This is a genomic window from Frondihabitans sucicola (genome assembly GCF_030296615.1).
GTDB lineage: Bacteria > Actinomycetota > Actinomycetes > Actinomycetales > Microbacteriaceae > Frondihabitans > Frondihabitans sucicola.
Map to the genome: position 1 here is coordinate 2,257,151 of NZ_AP027732.1, position 14,163 is coordinate 2,271,313.

Below are 14,163 nucleotides of genomic sequence, written 5' to 3' on the forward strand. Positions count from 1 at the left end.
CGGGGAAGGAGGGGGCGCCGGGATTCGGTAGGCTTGGTTCTCGTGTCAGACTCGCCAGCCATCACCGACGCCTCCGTCGAGGGCGCCGTCGATGCCGCCCTCGCGGCCATCGACCGGGCCACCACCGTCGCCGAGCTGAAGTCGGTGCGAGGCGAGCACATCGGTGAGGCATCGCCCCTGGCCCGGATGAACGCGGGGCTCCGCGATCTCCCGAACGACCAGAAGGCCGCGGCCGGCAAGCTCATGGGCGGGGCACGCGGTCGTGTCAACCAGGCCATCGCCGCTCGCGAACAGCAGCTGGCAGCGGCCGAGGAGGCCGCCCGGCTCGAGTCCGAGCGCATCGACGTCACAGCCCTGCCTCTCCGGCGTCGCCAGGGGTCCCGCCATCCGCTGAGCCTCTTGCAGGAGAAGATGGCCGACGTCTTCATCGGCATGGGATGGGAGCTCTCCGAGGGCCCCGAGCTCGAGCACGAGTGGTTCAACTTCGACGCGCTCAACTTCGATGCCGATCACCCGGCCCGCGCCATGCAAGACACGTTCTTCGTCGACCCGGTCGACCGGCACCTGCTGCTCCGCACCCACACCTCGCCGATCCAGATCCGCACCCTGCTCTCCAAAGACCTTCCGGTCTACAACGTCGCCCTCGGCCGCGTCTTCCGCACAGACGAGCTCGACGCGACGCACACTCCCGTCTTCACGCAGATCGAGGCCATCGCCATCGACAAGGGCCTGACCATGGCCAACCTGCGCGGCACCCTCGAGCACCTGGCGCGTCAGATGTTCGGCGCTGAGGCGCAGATCCGGCTGCGGCCCAACTTCTTCCCGTTCACCGAGCCGAGTGCCGAGATGGACGTCTGGCAGCCGCACGCCAAGGGGGCGCGCGCTGGGTCGAGTGGGGCGGGTGCGGCATGGTCAACCCGAACGTGCTGCGCGCGGCCGGCATCGATCCCGACGTCTATCAGGGCTTCGCCTTCGGCATGGGGGTCGAACGCACCCTGCAGTTCCGCAACGATCTGAACGACATGCGCGACATGGTCGAGGGCGACGTGCGCTTCAGCGAGCAGTTCGGGATGGTCGTCTGATGCGCATCCCCTCTCCTGGCTCGGCGAGTACGTCGATCTGCCCGAAGACGTCACGCTCGAGCACGTGCACGCGGCGCTCGTCAGCGTGGGCTTCGAAGAAGAAGACGTCCATCTCTCCGAGGTCACCGGTCCGCTCGTCGTCGGCCAGGTGCTCGAGTTCACGCCCGAGCCGCAGACCAACGGCAAGACGATCAACTGGTGCCGTATCGCCGTCGGCCCTCATCCCGACACCGACGAGGCCGACGTCCGGGGCATCGTGTGCGGCGCTCACAACTTCGGCGTCGGCGACAAGGTCGTCGTGAGCCTGCCCGGCGCGATCCTGCCCGGCCCGTTCCCGATCGCCGCTCGCAAGACGTACGGGCACGTGTCCGACGGCATGATGGCGTCGAGCCGCGAGCTCGGGCTGGGCGACGAACACGACGGCATCCTTCTCCTCAAAGACCTCGGGCTCGACCCCGTGGTCGGGGCCGACGCGATCCCGCTGCTGGGGCTCGACGACGCCGCCGTCGAGATCAACGTCACTCCTGATCGCGGCTATGCGCTGAGTATCCGGGGCGTCGCGCGCGAGTATTCGCACGCGACCGGCGCGGCCTTCCGCGATCCGGTGAGTGCTCAGGATCCCGAGACCCGACAGGGCTTCCGGGTCACCGTCGCCGACGAGGCACCCGTTCGCGGTCGTATCGGCGTCACCACCTTCACTACGGCGGTCGTTCGAGGCATCGATCCCACTCGGCCGACGCCTCCCGCCATGCGCTCGCGCCTGCAGCTCGCCGGGATCCGATCGATCTCGCTTCCGGTCGACATCACCAACTACGTGATGCTCGAGTTCGGTCAGCCCCTGCACGCCTACGATCTGGACACCGTCGCGGGCGGCTTCACGGTCCGCCGCGCCACCGCGGGGAGAAGCTCACGACGCTCGACGGGGCGGAGCGCACGCTCGACACCGAAGACCTCCTGATCACGGACGACGACGGTCCGATCGGACTCGCGGGCGTCATGGGCGGCGCCCGCACCGAGGTGAGTGCCTTCACCACCGACATCGTCCTCGAGGCGGCGACCTTCGAGGCCGTCAGCATCGCCCGCACGGCGCGCCGCCACAAGCTGCCGAGCGAGGCATCGCGTCGCTTCGAGCGCGGCGTCGACCCAGCTGTCGGCCGATTCGCGGCCGAGAGAGCCGTCCACCTGCTCGTCGAACTCGCCGGAGGCGTGGCCGACACGCTCGGCTCGTTCCTCGACGACTCCGTCGCACCCGGCCCGATCTTCCTTCCCGAGGGTCGCGCCGCGAGCCTCATCGGCGTCGACTACACGTCCGCCGAAGTCGAAGAGAGCCTCCTCGCCATCGGCGCGACCGTCGAGGCCGTGACCGATCCCGAGGCCGGCGACGGCTGGAACGTCACACCTCCGACCTGGCGAAGCGATCTCGTCCACTCGGCGGATCTCGTCGAAGAGGTCGCCCGCATCACGGGCTACGACCGCATCCCGTCCGTCCTGCCGGTTGCGCCCTCCGGCCGCGGCCTGACGCGCGAGCAGTCGCTGCGTCGAGCAGTCTCTTCCGGCCTCGCGGCGGCCGGTCTGACCGAGGTCTTCGCCTACCCGTTCGTCTCCACGGCTCGTAACGCCGCCTTCGCGCCCACGGTCGAGGTCTCCGGTCGCGTCGTGCCGGCCGAGCCGGTCCGCCTGGCCAACCCGCTCGACTCCGATGCTCCCGAGATGCGCATGTCGCTGATTCCCGGGCTGCTCGACACCGCGCGCCGCAACCTGTCCCGCGGGCTCGTCGACCTCGCGCTGTACGAGACGGGCTCCGTCTATTACACCGAGCCCGGCACAACCCTCGGCACCGACTTCATTCCGGTCGGGGCCGCGCGTCCCGGCGACGACGTCCTCGATCGTTTGGGCGAGAGCCTGCCCACGCAGCCGCGCCACCTCGCCATCGTCGCCACCGGCGCCAGCATCGACCGGCAGCCCGGCCAGGCGTCCGCAGCGGTCGACCTCGCCGACGTGCTCGACGACCTCCGAGTCGCCGCGCGCGGAGTGGCCGCCGAGATCACCGTGCGGCAGAGCCGTCACGCCTCGCTGCACCCCGGCCGGACGGCCGACGTGCTCGTGGGCGACGAGGTCATCGGTGTGGCAGGCGAGCTGCTTCCCGCCCTGGCCCTCGACCTCGACCTGCCTCGCACCGTCGTCGTGGCCGAGATCGATCTCGACCGGCTCATCGCGCTCGGCCGGGTCGATCCGGATCCTGCGCCCATTTCCGGCTTCCCCGCCGCGACACAAGATCTCTCCCTCGTCGTGGGCGTCGACGCGCCCGCCGGCGAAGTCCTCGACACCGTCGTCGTCGGTGCCGGCGAGCTGCTCGAGCACGCGCGCCTCGTCGACGACTACCGCGGTGAAGGCCTCGAAGACGGTTCGAAGTCCCTGACGTTCGCGCTGCGATTCCGCGCGACCGACCGCACCCTGACCGCGGCGGAGGCTTCCGAGGCGAAGCAGGGCGCCGTGCGCCTGGCCGGCGAGCGATTCGGGGCGACGCTCCGCGACTAGTGTCGCGCGGCGCCGCCGCCCCGATCCCGTCCAGCCGAACATTAGGGTAGAAGCATGCCTTTATCCGTCGCCGTCGCAGGCGCAAGCGGTTATGCCGGTGGAGAGCTCCTCAGAATCCTCGCCGCGCATCCAGAATTCGACGTGACGACCGTCACGGCGTTCACCAACGCCGGGGTGCCGCTCATCGCGGCCCAACCCCATCTGCGCTCCCTCGCGCACCTCACCCTCCTCGAGACCAACGCCGACAACCTCGCGGGCCACGACGTCGTCTTCCTGGCGCTCCCGCACGGAAAGTCGGGCGAGATCACGGCCCAGCTGCCCGACGACACCCTCGTCGTCGACTGCGGAGCCGATCACCGCCTGACCGACGAAGCCGATTGGGCTGCCTTCTACGGCGGCGAGTTCTACGGCGCGTGGACCTACGGCATGCCGGAGCTGATCCGCGCCGATGCCACGCGGCAGCGCACCGACATCGTCGGTACCAAGCGCATCGCGGTGCCCGGCTGCAACGTCACCGCCATCACGCTGGGGCTCGCCCCGGGGTCGAGGCCGGCTTGGTCGGGGTCGACGACATCGTCTCCGTCCTCGCCGTCGGGCCTTCGGGTGCGGGTAAGTCGCTCAAACCCCACCTGCTCGCCAGCGAGCTCATGGGGTCGGCCTCGGCCTACGGAATCGGCGGCACGCACCGCCACATCCCCGAGACGCAGCAGAACCTCCGGCTCGCCGGCGGCAGCGACGTCCGGCTCTCCTTCACCCCGGTGCTGGTGCCGATGTCGCGGGGGATCCTCGCGACCACCACGGCCAAGCTCGAGCCGGGAGTCACCGAGACCGACGTCCGTCGCGCCTGGGAGGCCGCCTACGCCGACGAGTCCTTCGTGCACGTCCTGCCCGCGGGGAGTACCCGCGGGTCGCCGACACCATCGGTGCGAACACCTGTCTCATTGGGGTGGCCGTCGATGAGGCCGCGGGTCGGGTGGTGGTCATCAGCGCGCTCGACAACCTCGTCAAGGGCACCGCGGGCGCGGCCGTCCAGTCGGCCAACATCGCGCTGGGGCTGCCCGAGACACTGGGCCTGACCGCGAACGGGGTGGCACCGTGAGCGTCACCGCGGCCAAGGGCTTCGTCGCCTCCGGTGTCGTCGCCGGCCTCAAGTCGACCGGTCTGCCCGACGTGGCGCTCGTCGTCAACCGGGGGCGCAGCGCTGCGGCGGCGGGCGTCTTCACGTCCAACCGCTCGAAGGCCAATCCCGTCATCTGGTCGCAGCAGGTCCTCGCCGACGGTGCGGCCCGGGCCGTGATCCTCAACTCCGGAGGGGCGAACTGCTTCACCGGAGCCTTCGGATTCCAGACCACGCACTCGACGGCCGAGACGGTCGCCGAAGCGCTCGACGTGTCGGCGGGCGACGTCGTCGTCTGCTCGACGGGGCTCATCGGCGTCGGCGACCAGGTCTTCCGAGACAAGGTGCTCGCAGGATCCCGCGCAGCGGCGTCCGAGCTGAGCCCCGACGGCGGGCTCGCTGCGGCGTCGGCCATCATGACGACCGATACCCATCCCAAGCAGGCGGTCGTCCAGGGTGACGGCTGGAGCGTCGGCGGCATGGCCAAGGGCGCGGGCATGCTCGCCCCGGGTCTCGCCACCATGCTGGTCGTGCTCACGACCGACGCCGACCTGCCGTCAGGCGCTCTCGACGCCGCGCTCCGCGAGGCGACGCGGGTCACGTTCGACCGGCTCGACTCCGACGGCTGCATGTCGACCAACGACACGGTGGTGCTGCTCGCCAGCGCCGAGTCGGGTGTCACCCCGACGCAAGCGGACTTCGCCCGAGCGGTCACTGCGCTCTGCGCCGATCTCGCCCGGCAGCTGCAAGGAGACGCCGAAGGGGCGTCGCACGACATCACCGTGGAGGTGATGGGTGCCGAGACCGAGGACGACGCGGTCGACGTCGGCCGTTCCCTGGCCCGCAGCAACCTGCTCATGGCAGCCGTGTTCGGCAACGACCCCAACTGGGGCCGGGTTCTCGCCGCGATCGGCACGACGAACGCCGTTTTCGATCCGTACGACGTCGACGTGTCGTTCAACGGCGTCCGGCTCTGCGCGAAGGGCGCTCCCGACCGCCCCGTGACCGACGTCGACATGACTCCGCGAGCGCTTCACATCCTGCTCGACCTTCACGCGGGGCCCGCGACGGCGACGATCCTGACCAACGATCTCACGCACGACTACGTGCACGAGAACAGCGCGTACTCGAGCTGAGGCGGGTGACGATGGATACCGAGCAGGCGATCGCGGCCGTCAAGGCTGCCACGCTCATCGAGTCGCTGCCGTGGCTCAAGAACTACGCCGACAAGGTCGTGGTCGTGAAATTCGGCGGGAACGCCATGATCAACGACGACCTCAAGCGTGCCTTCGCCGAAGACATGGTCTACCTGCTGCGGGTGGGGCTGCACCCTGTCGTCGTGCACGGCGGCGGCCCGCAGATCTCGGCCGCTCTCAAGGCGGCGGGGATCGAGTCGGAGTTCCGCGGCGGCTACCGGGTCACGACGACGGAGGCGATCTCGGTCGTCCGCGACGTCCTCGCCGGCGAGGTGAACGCCGAGATCGTCGACCTCATCAACCAGCACGGCGACCTCGCCCGCGGCGTCTTCAGCGACGGCACCGACGAGGCCAAGCTCTTCGAAGGTCACAGGCGCGGGGTCGAGATCGACGGCGAGACCTTCGATCTCGGACACGTCGGTGACATCACGGCGGTCGATCCGTCGCGGGTGCTCGCCGAGATCGAGGCAGGCCGGATCCCGGTCGTCTCGTCGATCGCCGTCAACGAGCTCGACGCCGACGCGGCCCTCAACGTCAACGCCGATGCCGCGGCCGCCGCTCTGGCAATCGCGCTCGACGCCTCCAAACTGGTCATGCTGACCGACGTGCCCGGGCTCTACGCCGACTGGCCCGACCGGTCGTCGCTCGTCGCCCTCATCTCGGTCGACGAGCTCACCGAGCTGCTCCCGCGGCTCGAGAGCGGCATGATCCCCAAGATGACCGCCTGCCTCGACGCCGTCGTGGCAGGAGTCGGGGGTGCGACCATCATCGATGGCCGGATCCCGCACTCCATCCTCCTCGAGATCTTCACCCAGCGCGGTGCGGGCACCGAGGTGGTACCCAATGGGAAGCCGAGCACCTACGTCCGGCTCAGTCCCGACGAGCAGAAGAAAGGACAGTCATGACCACGACCACCCAGACAACCGAAGGCACGTGGCAGCGCCGATTCGGTGACTCCATCATGAAATCCCTTTCGACGCCGAAGGTGATGCTCGCCCGTGGGGAGGGCTGCTCGGTCTGGGACGTCGACGGCAAGCGGTACCTCGACTTCCTCGCCGGAATCGCCGTGAACGCCCTCGGCCACGCGCACCCCGTGCTGGTCGACGCCGTGTCCAAGCAGGCCGCCACGCTCATCCACGTCTCCAACTACTTCGCCTCGCCCTCGCAGGTCGAGCTGGCCGAGCGGCTCAAGCGCATCACCGGCGCGGGCGACTCCGGCCGCGTGTACTACGGCAACTCGGGCGCCGAGGCGAACGAGGCCGCGTTCAAGCTGCTCCGGCTGAACCGCGGGCCCGACGGCAAGAAGACCCGGATCCTCGCTCTCCAGAGCTCGTTCCACGGGCGCACCATGGGTGCGCTCGCACTGACCGGCAAGCCTGCGCTCCGAGAGCCCTTCGAGCCGATGCTGCCCGGCGTCGAGCACATCGAGACGACCGTGGAGGCGCTCGAACAGGCCATCGACGATCGCGTCGCTGGCATCATCATCGAGCCGATCAAGGGGAGGCCGGCGTCGTCGACCTTCCGGAGGGTTTCCTGCAGGCCGCGCGGGATCTCACCGCGAAGCACGGGGCGCTGCTGATCCTCGACGAGATCCAGACGGGTGTCGGTCGCACGGGCTCGTGGTTCACGTTCCAGCAGTTCGGAATCGTTCCCGACGCGATCACGATCGCCAAGGGCATCGCGGGCGGCATTCCGATCGGTGCTCTCGTCACCTTCGGAAGCACCTCCGATCTCTTCGAGGCCGGCCAGCACGGCTCGACCTTCGGCGGCAACCCGTTCGCGACGACCGCTGCCAATGCGGTGCTCGGCGAGATCGAGGATTCCGATCTCGTCGCCAACGCCGAAAAACGCGGCCACCAGATCCGTGCGGCCATCGCGGCCATGGACTCGCCTCACGTGAAGGAGATCCGCGGTCGCGGGCTCCTCATCGGGGTGGGGCTCCACGAGCCGATCGCGGAGGAGATCTCGGCGAGGGCTCTCGCGGCGGGCCTGATCGTGAATGCCGCGAACGACTCCAGCATCCGGATCGCCCCGCCCCTGATCGTGGGTGACGCCGAGATCGCGGAGTTCACCGAGATCTTCGCGTCCGTCCTGAAGGGCCTCGCATGACCCGGCACTTTCTCCGCGACGACGACCTGAGCCCCGCCGAGCAGTCGGCCATCCTCGATCTCGCGGTCACGCTCAAGGCCGACCGGTACCAGGCGCGCCCGCTCGAGGGGCCGCAGACGGTCGCGGTGATCTTCGACAAGTCGTCGACGCGCACGCGGGTCTCGTTCGCGGTGGGCATCGCCGATCTCGGCGGCGTCCCGCTGATCATCGCGACGGCCTCCAGTCAGCTCGGCGGCAAGGAGACCCCGAGCGACACGGCTCGCGTGTTAGAACGTCAGGTGGCGGCCATCGTCTGGCGCACGTACGCGCAAGTCGGCCTCGAGCAGATGGCGGAGGGGGCGCTCGTCCCGGTCGTGAATGCGCTCAGCGACGACTTCCATCCCTGCCAGCTGCTCGCCGACCTGCTCACGATCCGCGAGCAGAAGGGCGATCTGAAGGGCCTCACCGTCGCATTCGTGGGAGACGGCCGCTGCAACATGGCGCAGTCCTACCTTCTGGCCGGAGCGACGGCGGGCATGCACGTGCGAATCGGCGCCCCCACCGAGTTCGCCCCCGACGCCGCCGTCGTCGCGGATGCGGAGCGCATCGCCTCGTCGACCGGCGGCTCGGCCCTCGTCGTGACCGACGCGGTCGAAGCCGTCAGCGGCGCCGACATCGTCGTCACCGACACCTGGGTCTCGATGGGCAAAGAAGACGAGAAGGCCCACCGTGTGGCGACCTTCGGTTCGTACAAGGTCGATCAGGCGCTGATGGCCCACGCCGACGACGAGGCCATCTTCCTGCACTGCTTGCCGGCCGATCGCGGCTACGAGGTCGAGGCCGACGTCATCGACGGTCCGCGCAGCGTCATCTGGGACGAAGCGGAGAACCGCCTCCACGCCCAGAAAGCCCTGCTCACCTGGCTGCTCTCGCACTAGCGAGAAGCCCCGCGGCGACGGCGAGACCCGTCGCCGCGGGGCTCCGGCAGCCCCACGAACTCGAAACACACGAACAAGGAGAAACATGGCGGAACGCGTGGTCCTGGCCTACTCGGGCGGACTCGACACCTCGGTCGGGATCGGCTGGCTTCACGACGCCACGGGCAAGGACGTCGTGGCGCTCGCCGTCGACGTCGGGCAGGGCGGCGAAGACATGGAAGACATCCGCCGGCGTGCCCTCGACTGCGGTGCGGTGGAGGCTGTCGTCGTCGACGCCCGCGACGAGTTCGCCGACGACTACCTGGTACCGGCCCTCAAAGCGAACGCGCTGTACCAGAAGCGATATCCGCTCGTGTCGGCGCTGAGCCGACCGGTCATCGCCAAGCACCTCGCGCGCGTCGCGAAAGAACTCGGCGCCGACTCGGTCGCCCACGGGTGCACCGGCAAGGGCAACGATCAGGTCCGCTTCGAGGCCGCCGTGGCGGCGCTCGCTCCCGAGCTGACCAGCATCGCCCCGGTCCGAGACCTGGCGCTGACCCGCGACAAGGCGATCGTCTACGCGAACGAGCACAACCTCCCGATCCGCCAGAGCGCGGCGAACCCGTACTCGATCGACAAGAACGTCTGGGGCCGCGCGGTCGAGACCGGCTTCCTCGAAGATCCGTGGAACGCACCCGTCGAAGACCTCTACGAGTACACGCAGGATCCCTCGGTTCCCCGCGAACCCGACGAGGTCACCGTGACCTTCCAGGCCGGCGTCCCCGTCGCGCTCGACGGCGTCGCCCACTCGGTCCTCAGCATCGTCGAGAAACTGAACGACCTCGCGGGCAAGCACGGTGTCGGCCGCATCGATGTCGTCGAAGACCGCCTGGTCGGCATCAAGAGCCGCGAGGTCTACGAGGCACCCGCGGCCATGGCCCTGATCGAAGCGCACGAGGCTCTCGAGAGCCTCACCCTGGAGCGCGACGTCAACCGCTACAAGCGGGGTGTCGAATCCGAATGGTCGAACCTCGTCTACGACGGCCTCTGGTTCTCCGGACTCAAGCGCTCCCTCGACGCCTTCATCGACGACACCCAGAAGTACGTCTCGGGCGACATCCGTCTCAGGCTGCACGGTGGCCGCGCGACGGTCACCGGCCAGAAGAGCGCGCAGAGCCTGTACGACTTCGAGCTCGCCACGTACGACACCGGCGACACCTTCGACCAGTCGCTGTCCAAGGGGTTCATCGAACTCTGGTCGCTGCCGTCGAAGATCTCCGCTCGCAGAGACCTGGTGCAGTGACCATGGCCGACATGCAAGGGTCCTCCCGGGCCGGCGAGGCGGGCTCCCTCTGGGGCGGGCGCTTCGCCTCCGGGCCGAGCCCCGAACTCGCCGCACTCAGCAAGTCGACGCAGTTCGACTGGCAGCTCGCTCCCTACGACATCGCAGGATCCCGCGCGCACGCCAAGGCGCTGTCGGCCGCCGGCTACCTCGATGAGTCCGAACTCGCCGGTATGCTGGCAGCCCTCGACACCCTCGAGCAGGGTGTCCTGGACGGCAGCCTGACCGCGGCCGAGACCGACGAGGACGTCCACTCCGCACTCGAACGCCACCTGATGTCGATCGCCGGACCCGAGCTGGGCGGCAAGCTCCGCGCCGGCCGCAGTCGCAACGACCAGATCGCCACGCTCGTCCGGATGTACCTGCGCGACCACGGTCGAGTCGTCGCCCGCCTGGTCACCGAGTTGATCGACGCCATCGCGGGGCAGGCCACCCGGCACGAGCACGCGGTCATGCCGGGCCGCACGCACCTCCAGCACGCCCAACCCGTGCTCCTGGCGCACCACCTCCTCGCCCACGCGTGGCCGCTGGTGCGCGACCTCGAGCGTCTTCGCGACTGGTCGGTGCGCGCGGGAGCCTCGCCCTACGGGGCCGGGGCTCTGGCGGGGTCGTCACTCGGTCTCGATCCTGCGCTCGTCGCTCGTGAGCTCGGCTTCGACCGCACCACCGAGAACTCGATCGACGCGACGGCGTCACGCGACGTGGTGGCGGAGTTCGCCTTCGTCACGGCTTCCATCGGAATCGACCTCTCACGGTTCGCCGAAGAGGTCATCCTCTGGAACACGCGCGAATTCGGGTTCGTCAAGCTGCACGACGGCTTCTCGACCGGATCGTCGATCATGCCGCAGAAGAAGAACCCCGACATCGCCGAGTTGGCCCGCGGAAAATCAGGCCGCATGATCGGCAACCTGACCGGCCTCCTGGCGACCTTCAAGGGCCTGCCCCTGGCCTACAACCGCGACCTGCAAGAAGACAAAGAACCCGTCTTCGACACCGTGACGCAGCTCGAGATGCTCTTGCCGGCCTTCACCGGAATGATCGCGACGCTCGAGTTCGACGAAGAGCGCCTCGCCGAGCTGGCGCCGCAGGGCTTCTCCCTCGCGACCGACGTCGCCGAGTGGCTGGTCAAGCAGGGCGTTCCGTTCCGCGATGCGCACGAGATCAGTGGTTCCCTGGTGCGCTTCTGCGAGGAGAATTCGCTCGACCTCGATCAGCCCACCGACGAGCAGTACCGCTCCGTGTCGGAGCACCTCACGCCTGGCATCCGGGCCGTGCTGACGGTGGAGGGTTCCATCGCCAGCCGCGACGGGGTGGGAGGCACCGCGCCCGTTCGAGTCGCCGAACAGCTGGCGGCGCTCACGGCCCGCGTCGCTAAGCTCGTAGCCCACTTCGACCCCGAAATGATGTGACGACATGGCCGACGATGCGAACAAGCCCCCGCGCCGCTACCCGTGGCTCCTGCCCCTCGTGATCGTGGTGGCGGTGGTCGTCGTGGTCGCGGCGATCGTCTACACCTTCGCGACGGGCCAGAAGTTCTTCTGACGCGATCTCCGTGACCGTGACCTCACCGCTCGACCGCCCCGTCCTCGAGGCGGCGCCCCTGCTGCTCGGTGCGGTGTTCCGGTCGGGTGAGGTCGCGGTGCGCATCACCGAGGTCGAGGCCTATCAGGGGCAGGGGCAAGACGCGGGATCGCATGCGCACCGGGGGAGAACCGCCAGGAACAACAGCCTGTGGGGGCCTCCCGGAACCCTCTACGTCTACCTGTCCTACGGGATTCACCGCTGTCTCAACCTCGTCTGCGGCCCGGAGGGCACCGCCTCGGGGATCCTCCTCCGCGGGGGCGAGGTGGTCGACGGGCTCGAGACGGCGCGCGCCAGGCGACCGACGGCTCGGCGCGACGTCGAGCTGGCGCGCGGCCCCGGCCGACTCGGGACGGCCCTCGGCGTGGAGCTCACCGACGACGGCTCGTCCATCGAGACACCGCCGTTCTCGCTGACCTTCCCGATCGCACGACCGGGCAGGATCACGACGTCCCCGCGGGTGGGAGTGTCCGGGCACGCAGGCACCGACGCCTACCCCTGGCGCTTCTTCCTCGACGGAGAACCGACGGTGTCGGCGTATCGAGCCGCGGCCCTCCGGCGCCCTCGCTAAAGTTGTCGGGTGACGAGTCAAACCACGGCCGACCTCCTGGCCACGCAGAGCAACGATTCCTCCTTCGAGAACGTCTGGGACGAAATCGTCTATCGCGGGCTCGTGCACGTTTCGACAGACGAAGGCGCTCTGCGCGAGCTGCTGGCGGGCCCGCCCATCACCTTCTACTGCGGATTCGATCCGACGGCGCCCAGCCTGCACCTCGGCAACCTGGTGCAGCTCCTCCTGCTTCGGCGACTTCAGCTCGCCGGTCACAAGCCGCTCGGGCTGGTCGGCGGTTCGACCGGGCTGATCGGTGATCCGCGTCCGACGGCCGAGCGCGTGTTGAAGACGCGCGAGCAGACGGCCGAGTGGGTCGACAAGATCCGCGTCCACGTCGAGAGGTACCTGTCGGCGGCGGGCGAGAACGGCCTTCGCGTGGTCAACAACCTGGACTGGACCGAACCTCTTTCCGCCATCGAGTTCCTGCGCGACATCGGCAAGAACTTCCGGGTCAACACGATGCTGAAGAAAGACGCGGTCTCGGCCCGACTCAACTCGGATGCCGGCATCAGCTACACCGAGTTCAGCTACCAGATCCTGCAGGGGCTCGACTACCGAGAGCTCTACCGCACGTTCGACTGCGTGCTCCAGACCGGGGGCAGCGACCAGTGGGGCAACCTGACCAGCGGCACCGAGTTGATCCGGCGGACGGAAGGCGTCACGGTTCACGCCATCGGGACGCCGCTGATCACGAACTCGGACGGCACGAAGTTCGGGAAGAGCGAGGGCAATGCCGTGTGGCTCGACGCCACCATGACATCGCCGTACGCGTTCTACCAGTTCTGGCTCAACCAGGAAGACACCGACGTGATCGACCGGCTCAAGGTGTTCACCTTCCTGTCGAGGGCCGAGATCGACGCGCTCGCGGTTCAGGTCGCAGAACGCCCGTTCGCGCGGGAGGCCCAGAAGCGTCTCGCCCTCGAAGTGACCTCGCTGGTGCACGGGACGGACGCGGCGCGGGCTGCCATCGACGCGTCGGCGGCGCTGTTCGGCCAGGGCGACCTCACCGTGTTGCCGGGCGACGTGCTCGAGGCGGCGATTGCCGAGCTTCCCCACGCCGATGTCGACGGTACGACGACGGTATCGCAGGCGCTCGTCGCGACCGGCCTGGTCGCCTCACTCGGCGCCGCTCGCCGGGCTGCGGCCGAAGGCGGCGTCTACGTCAACAACGAGCGGGTGTCGGACGACTCCGTGACGGTGGCGTCACTGGCGCTCGGCGGAAAGCACGCCGTCCTTCGCCGCGGCAAGAAGACGCTCGCCGGCGTGACCGTCGCATCCTGAGGCACTCTGGCCCTTCGCCGTCGCGGGCCCTGAGTCTCGGGCTCGAAGATCACGACACGCCCGGGATGGCGCAGCAATTTGGCAAGACCAGGATCCCCACGTAATGTTTCTTCTTGTCAGCCCAAAGGAACGGACGGGCCGCCTCGAAGAGCTAAGGCTCTTGGAGAGCAGCTAACCTTCCTCAAGTGGTGACACCTTCTCCCCACGGCCTCGCTTGCGAGCAGCAGTGGTTGTGAGTAGGATTGCAAGTCTTCACCCTCTCAGCTCGTCTGAGGTGCCGACGACCTTCAGGTCGGCGGAAGTCTAGTCACTCAGCGTTTTCAACGCGGTTTGACAGGGCCCGTTGGGGTGGATAAGGTTTGAAAGTTGCCTTCGGCGAAGATCACTTTTGTGGTTGGGTTTGGGGTG

Annotated in this window: 8 protein-coding genes and 4 pseudogenes; all 12 read left to right on the top strand. The window is 68.7% G+C overall.

Annotated elements, in window-relative coordinates:
• Positions 1-42 precede the first annotated feature (42 nt).
• A pseudogene (gene pheS / locus QUE79_RS11670) lies at positions 43-1,082 on the top strand (phenylalanine--tRNA ligase subunit alpha).
• A 37-nt stretch (positions 1,083-1,119) separates the two neighbouring features.
• Positions 1,120-3,620, top strand: a pseudogene (pheT, locus tag QUE79_RS11675) (phenylalanine--tRNA ligase subunit beta).
• 54 nt (positions 3,621-3,674) lie between these two features.
• A pseudogene (argC, locus tag QUE79_RS11680) lies at positions 3,675-4,719 on the top strand (N-acetyl-gamma-glutamyl-phosphate reductase).
• Positions 4,716-5,873, top strand: a complete 1,158-nt coding sequence (gene argJ, locus QUE79_RS11685) for a bifunctional glutamate N-acetyltransferase/amino-acid acetyltransferase ArgJ (protein ID WP_286343276.1) — start codon at positions 4,716-4,718, stop codon at positions 5,871-5,873. Before argC ends, argJ begins: the two are co-directional and overlap by 4 nt.
• An 11-nt stretch (positions 5,874-5,884) precedes the next feature.
• A complete protein-coding gene (argB, locus tag QUE79_RS11690) occupies positions 5,885-6,838 on the top strand; it encodes an acetylglutamate kinase (protein ID WP_286343277.1) in 954 nt (317 codons plus the stop codon).
• Positions 6,835-8,042: pseudogene (locus QUE79_RS11695) on the top strand (acetylornithine transaminase). The gene argB and the pseudogene QUE79_RS11695 overlap by 4 nt, the downstream one beginning before the upstream one ends.
• A complete protein-coding gene (argF, locus tag QUE79_RS11700; protein ID WP_286343278.1) occupies positions 8,039-8,959 on the top strand; it encodes an ornithine carbamoyltransferase in 921 nt (306 codons plus the stop codon). Before QUE79_RS11695 ends, argF begins: the two are co-directional and overlap by 4 nt.
• A gap of 85 nt (positions 8,960-9,044) precedes the next feature.
• Positions 9,045-10,241, top strand: coding sequence for an argininosuccinate synthase (locus tag QUE79_RS11705; RefSeq protein ID WP_286343279.1), 1,197 nt, complete (start codon positions 9,045-9,047; stop codon positions 10,239-10,241).
• Between the two features lie 11 nt (positions 10,242-10,252).
• Positions 10,253-11,689, top strand: coding sequence for an argininosuccinate lyase (gene argH / locus QUE79_RS11710; RefSeq protein ID WP_286346701.1), 1,437 nt, complete (start codon positions 10,253-10,255; stop codon positions 11,687-11,689).
• A 4-nt stretch (positions 11,690-11,693) separates the two neighbouring features.
• Positions 11,694-11,822: a hypothetical protein gene (locus QUE79_RS11715; protein WP_286343280.1), complete on the top strand. Its 129-nt coding sequence runs from the start codon at positions 11,694-11,696 to the stop codon at positions 11,820-11,822.
• A gap of 10 nt (positions 11,823-11,832) precedes the next feature.
• Positions 11,833-12,432, top strand: a complete 600-nt coding sequence (locus QUE79_RS11720; RefSeq protein WP_286343281.1) for a DNA-3-methyladenine glycosylase — start codon at positions 11,833-11,835, stop codon at positions 12,430-12,432.
• Positions 12,433-12,441: 9 nt separating this feature from the next.
• Positions 12,442-13,755: a tyrosine--tRNA ligase gene (gene tyrS, locus QUE79_RS11725; RefSeq protein ID WP_286343282.1), complete on the top strand. Its 1,314-nt coding sequence runs from the start codon at positions 12,442-12,444 to the stop codon at positions 13,753-13,755.
• Positions 13,756-14,163: the final 408 nt, after the last annotated feature.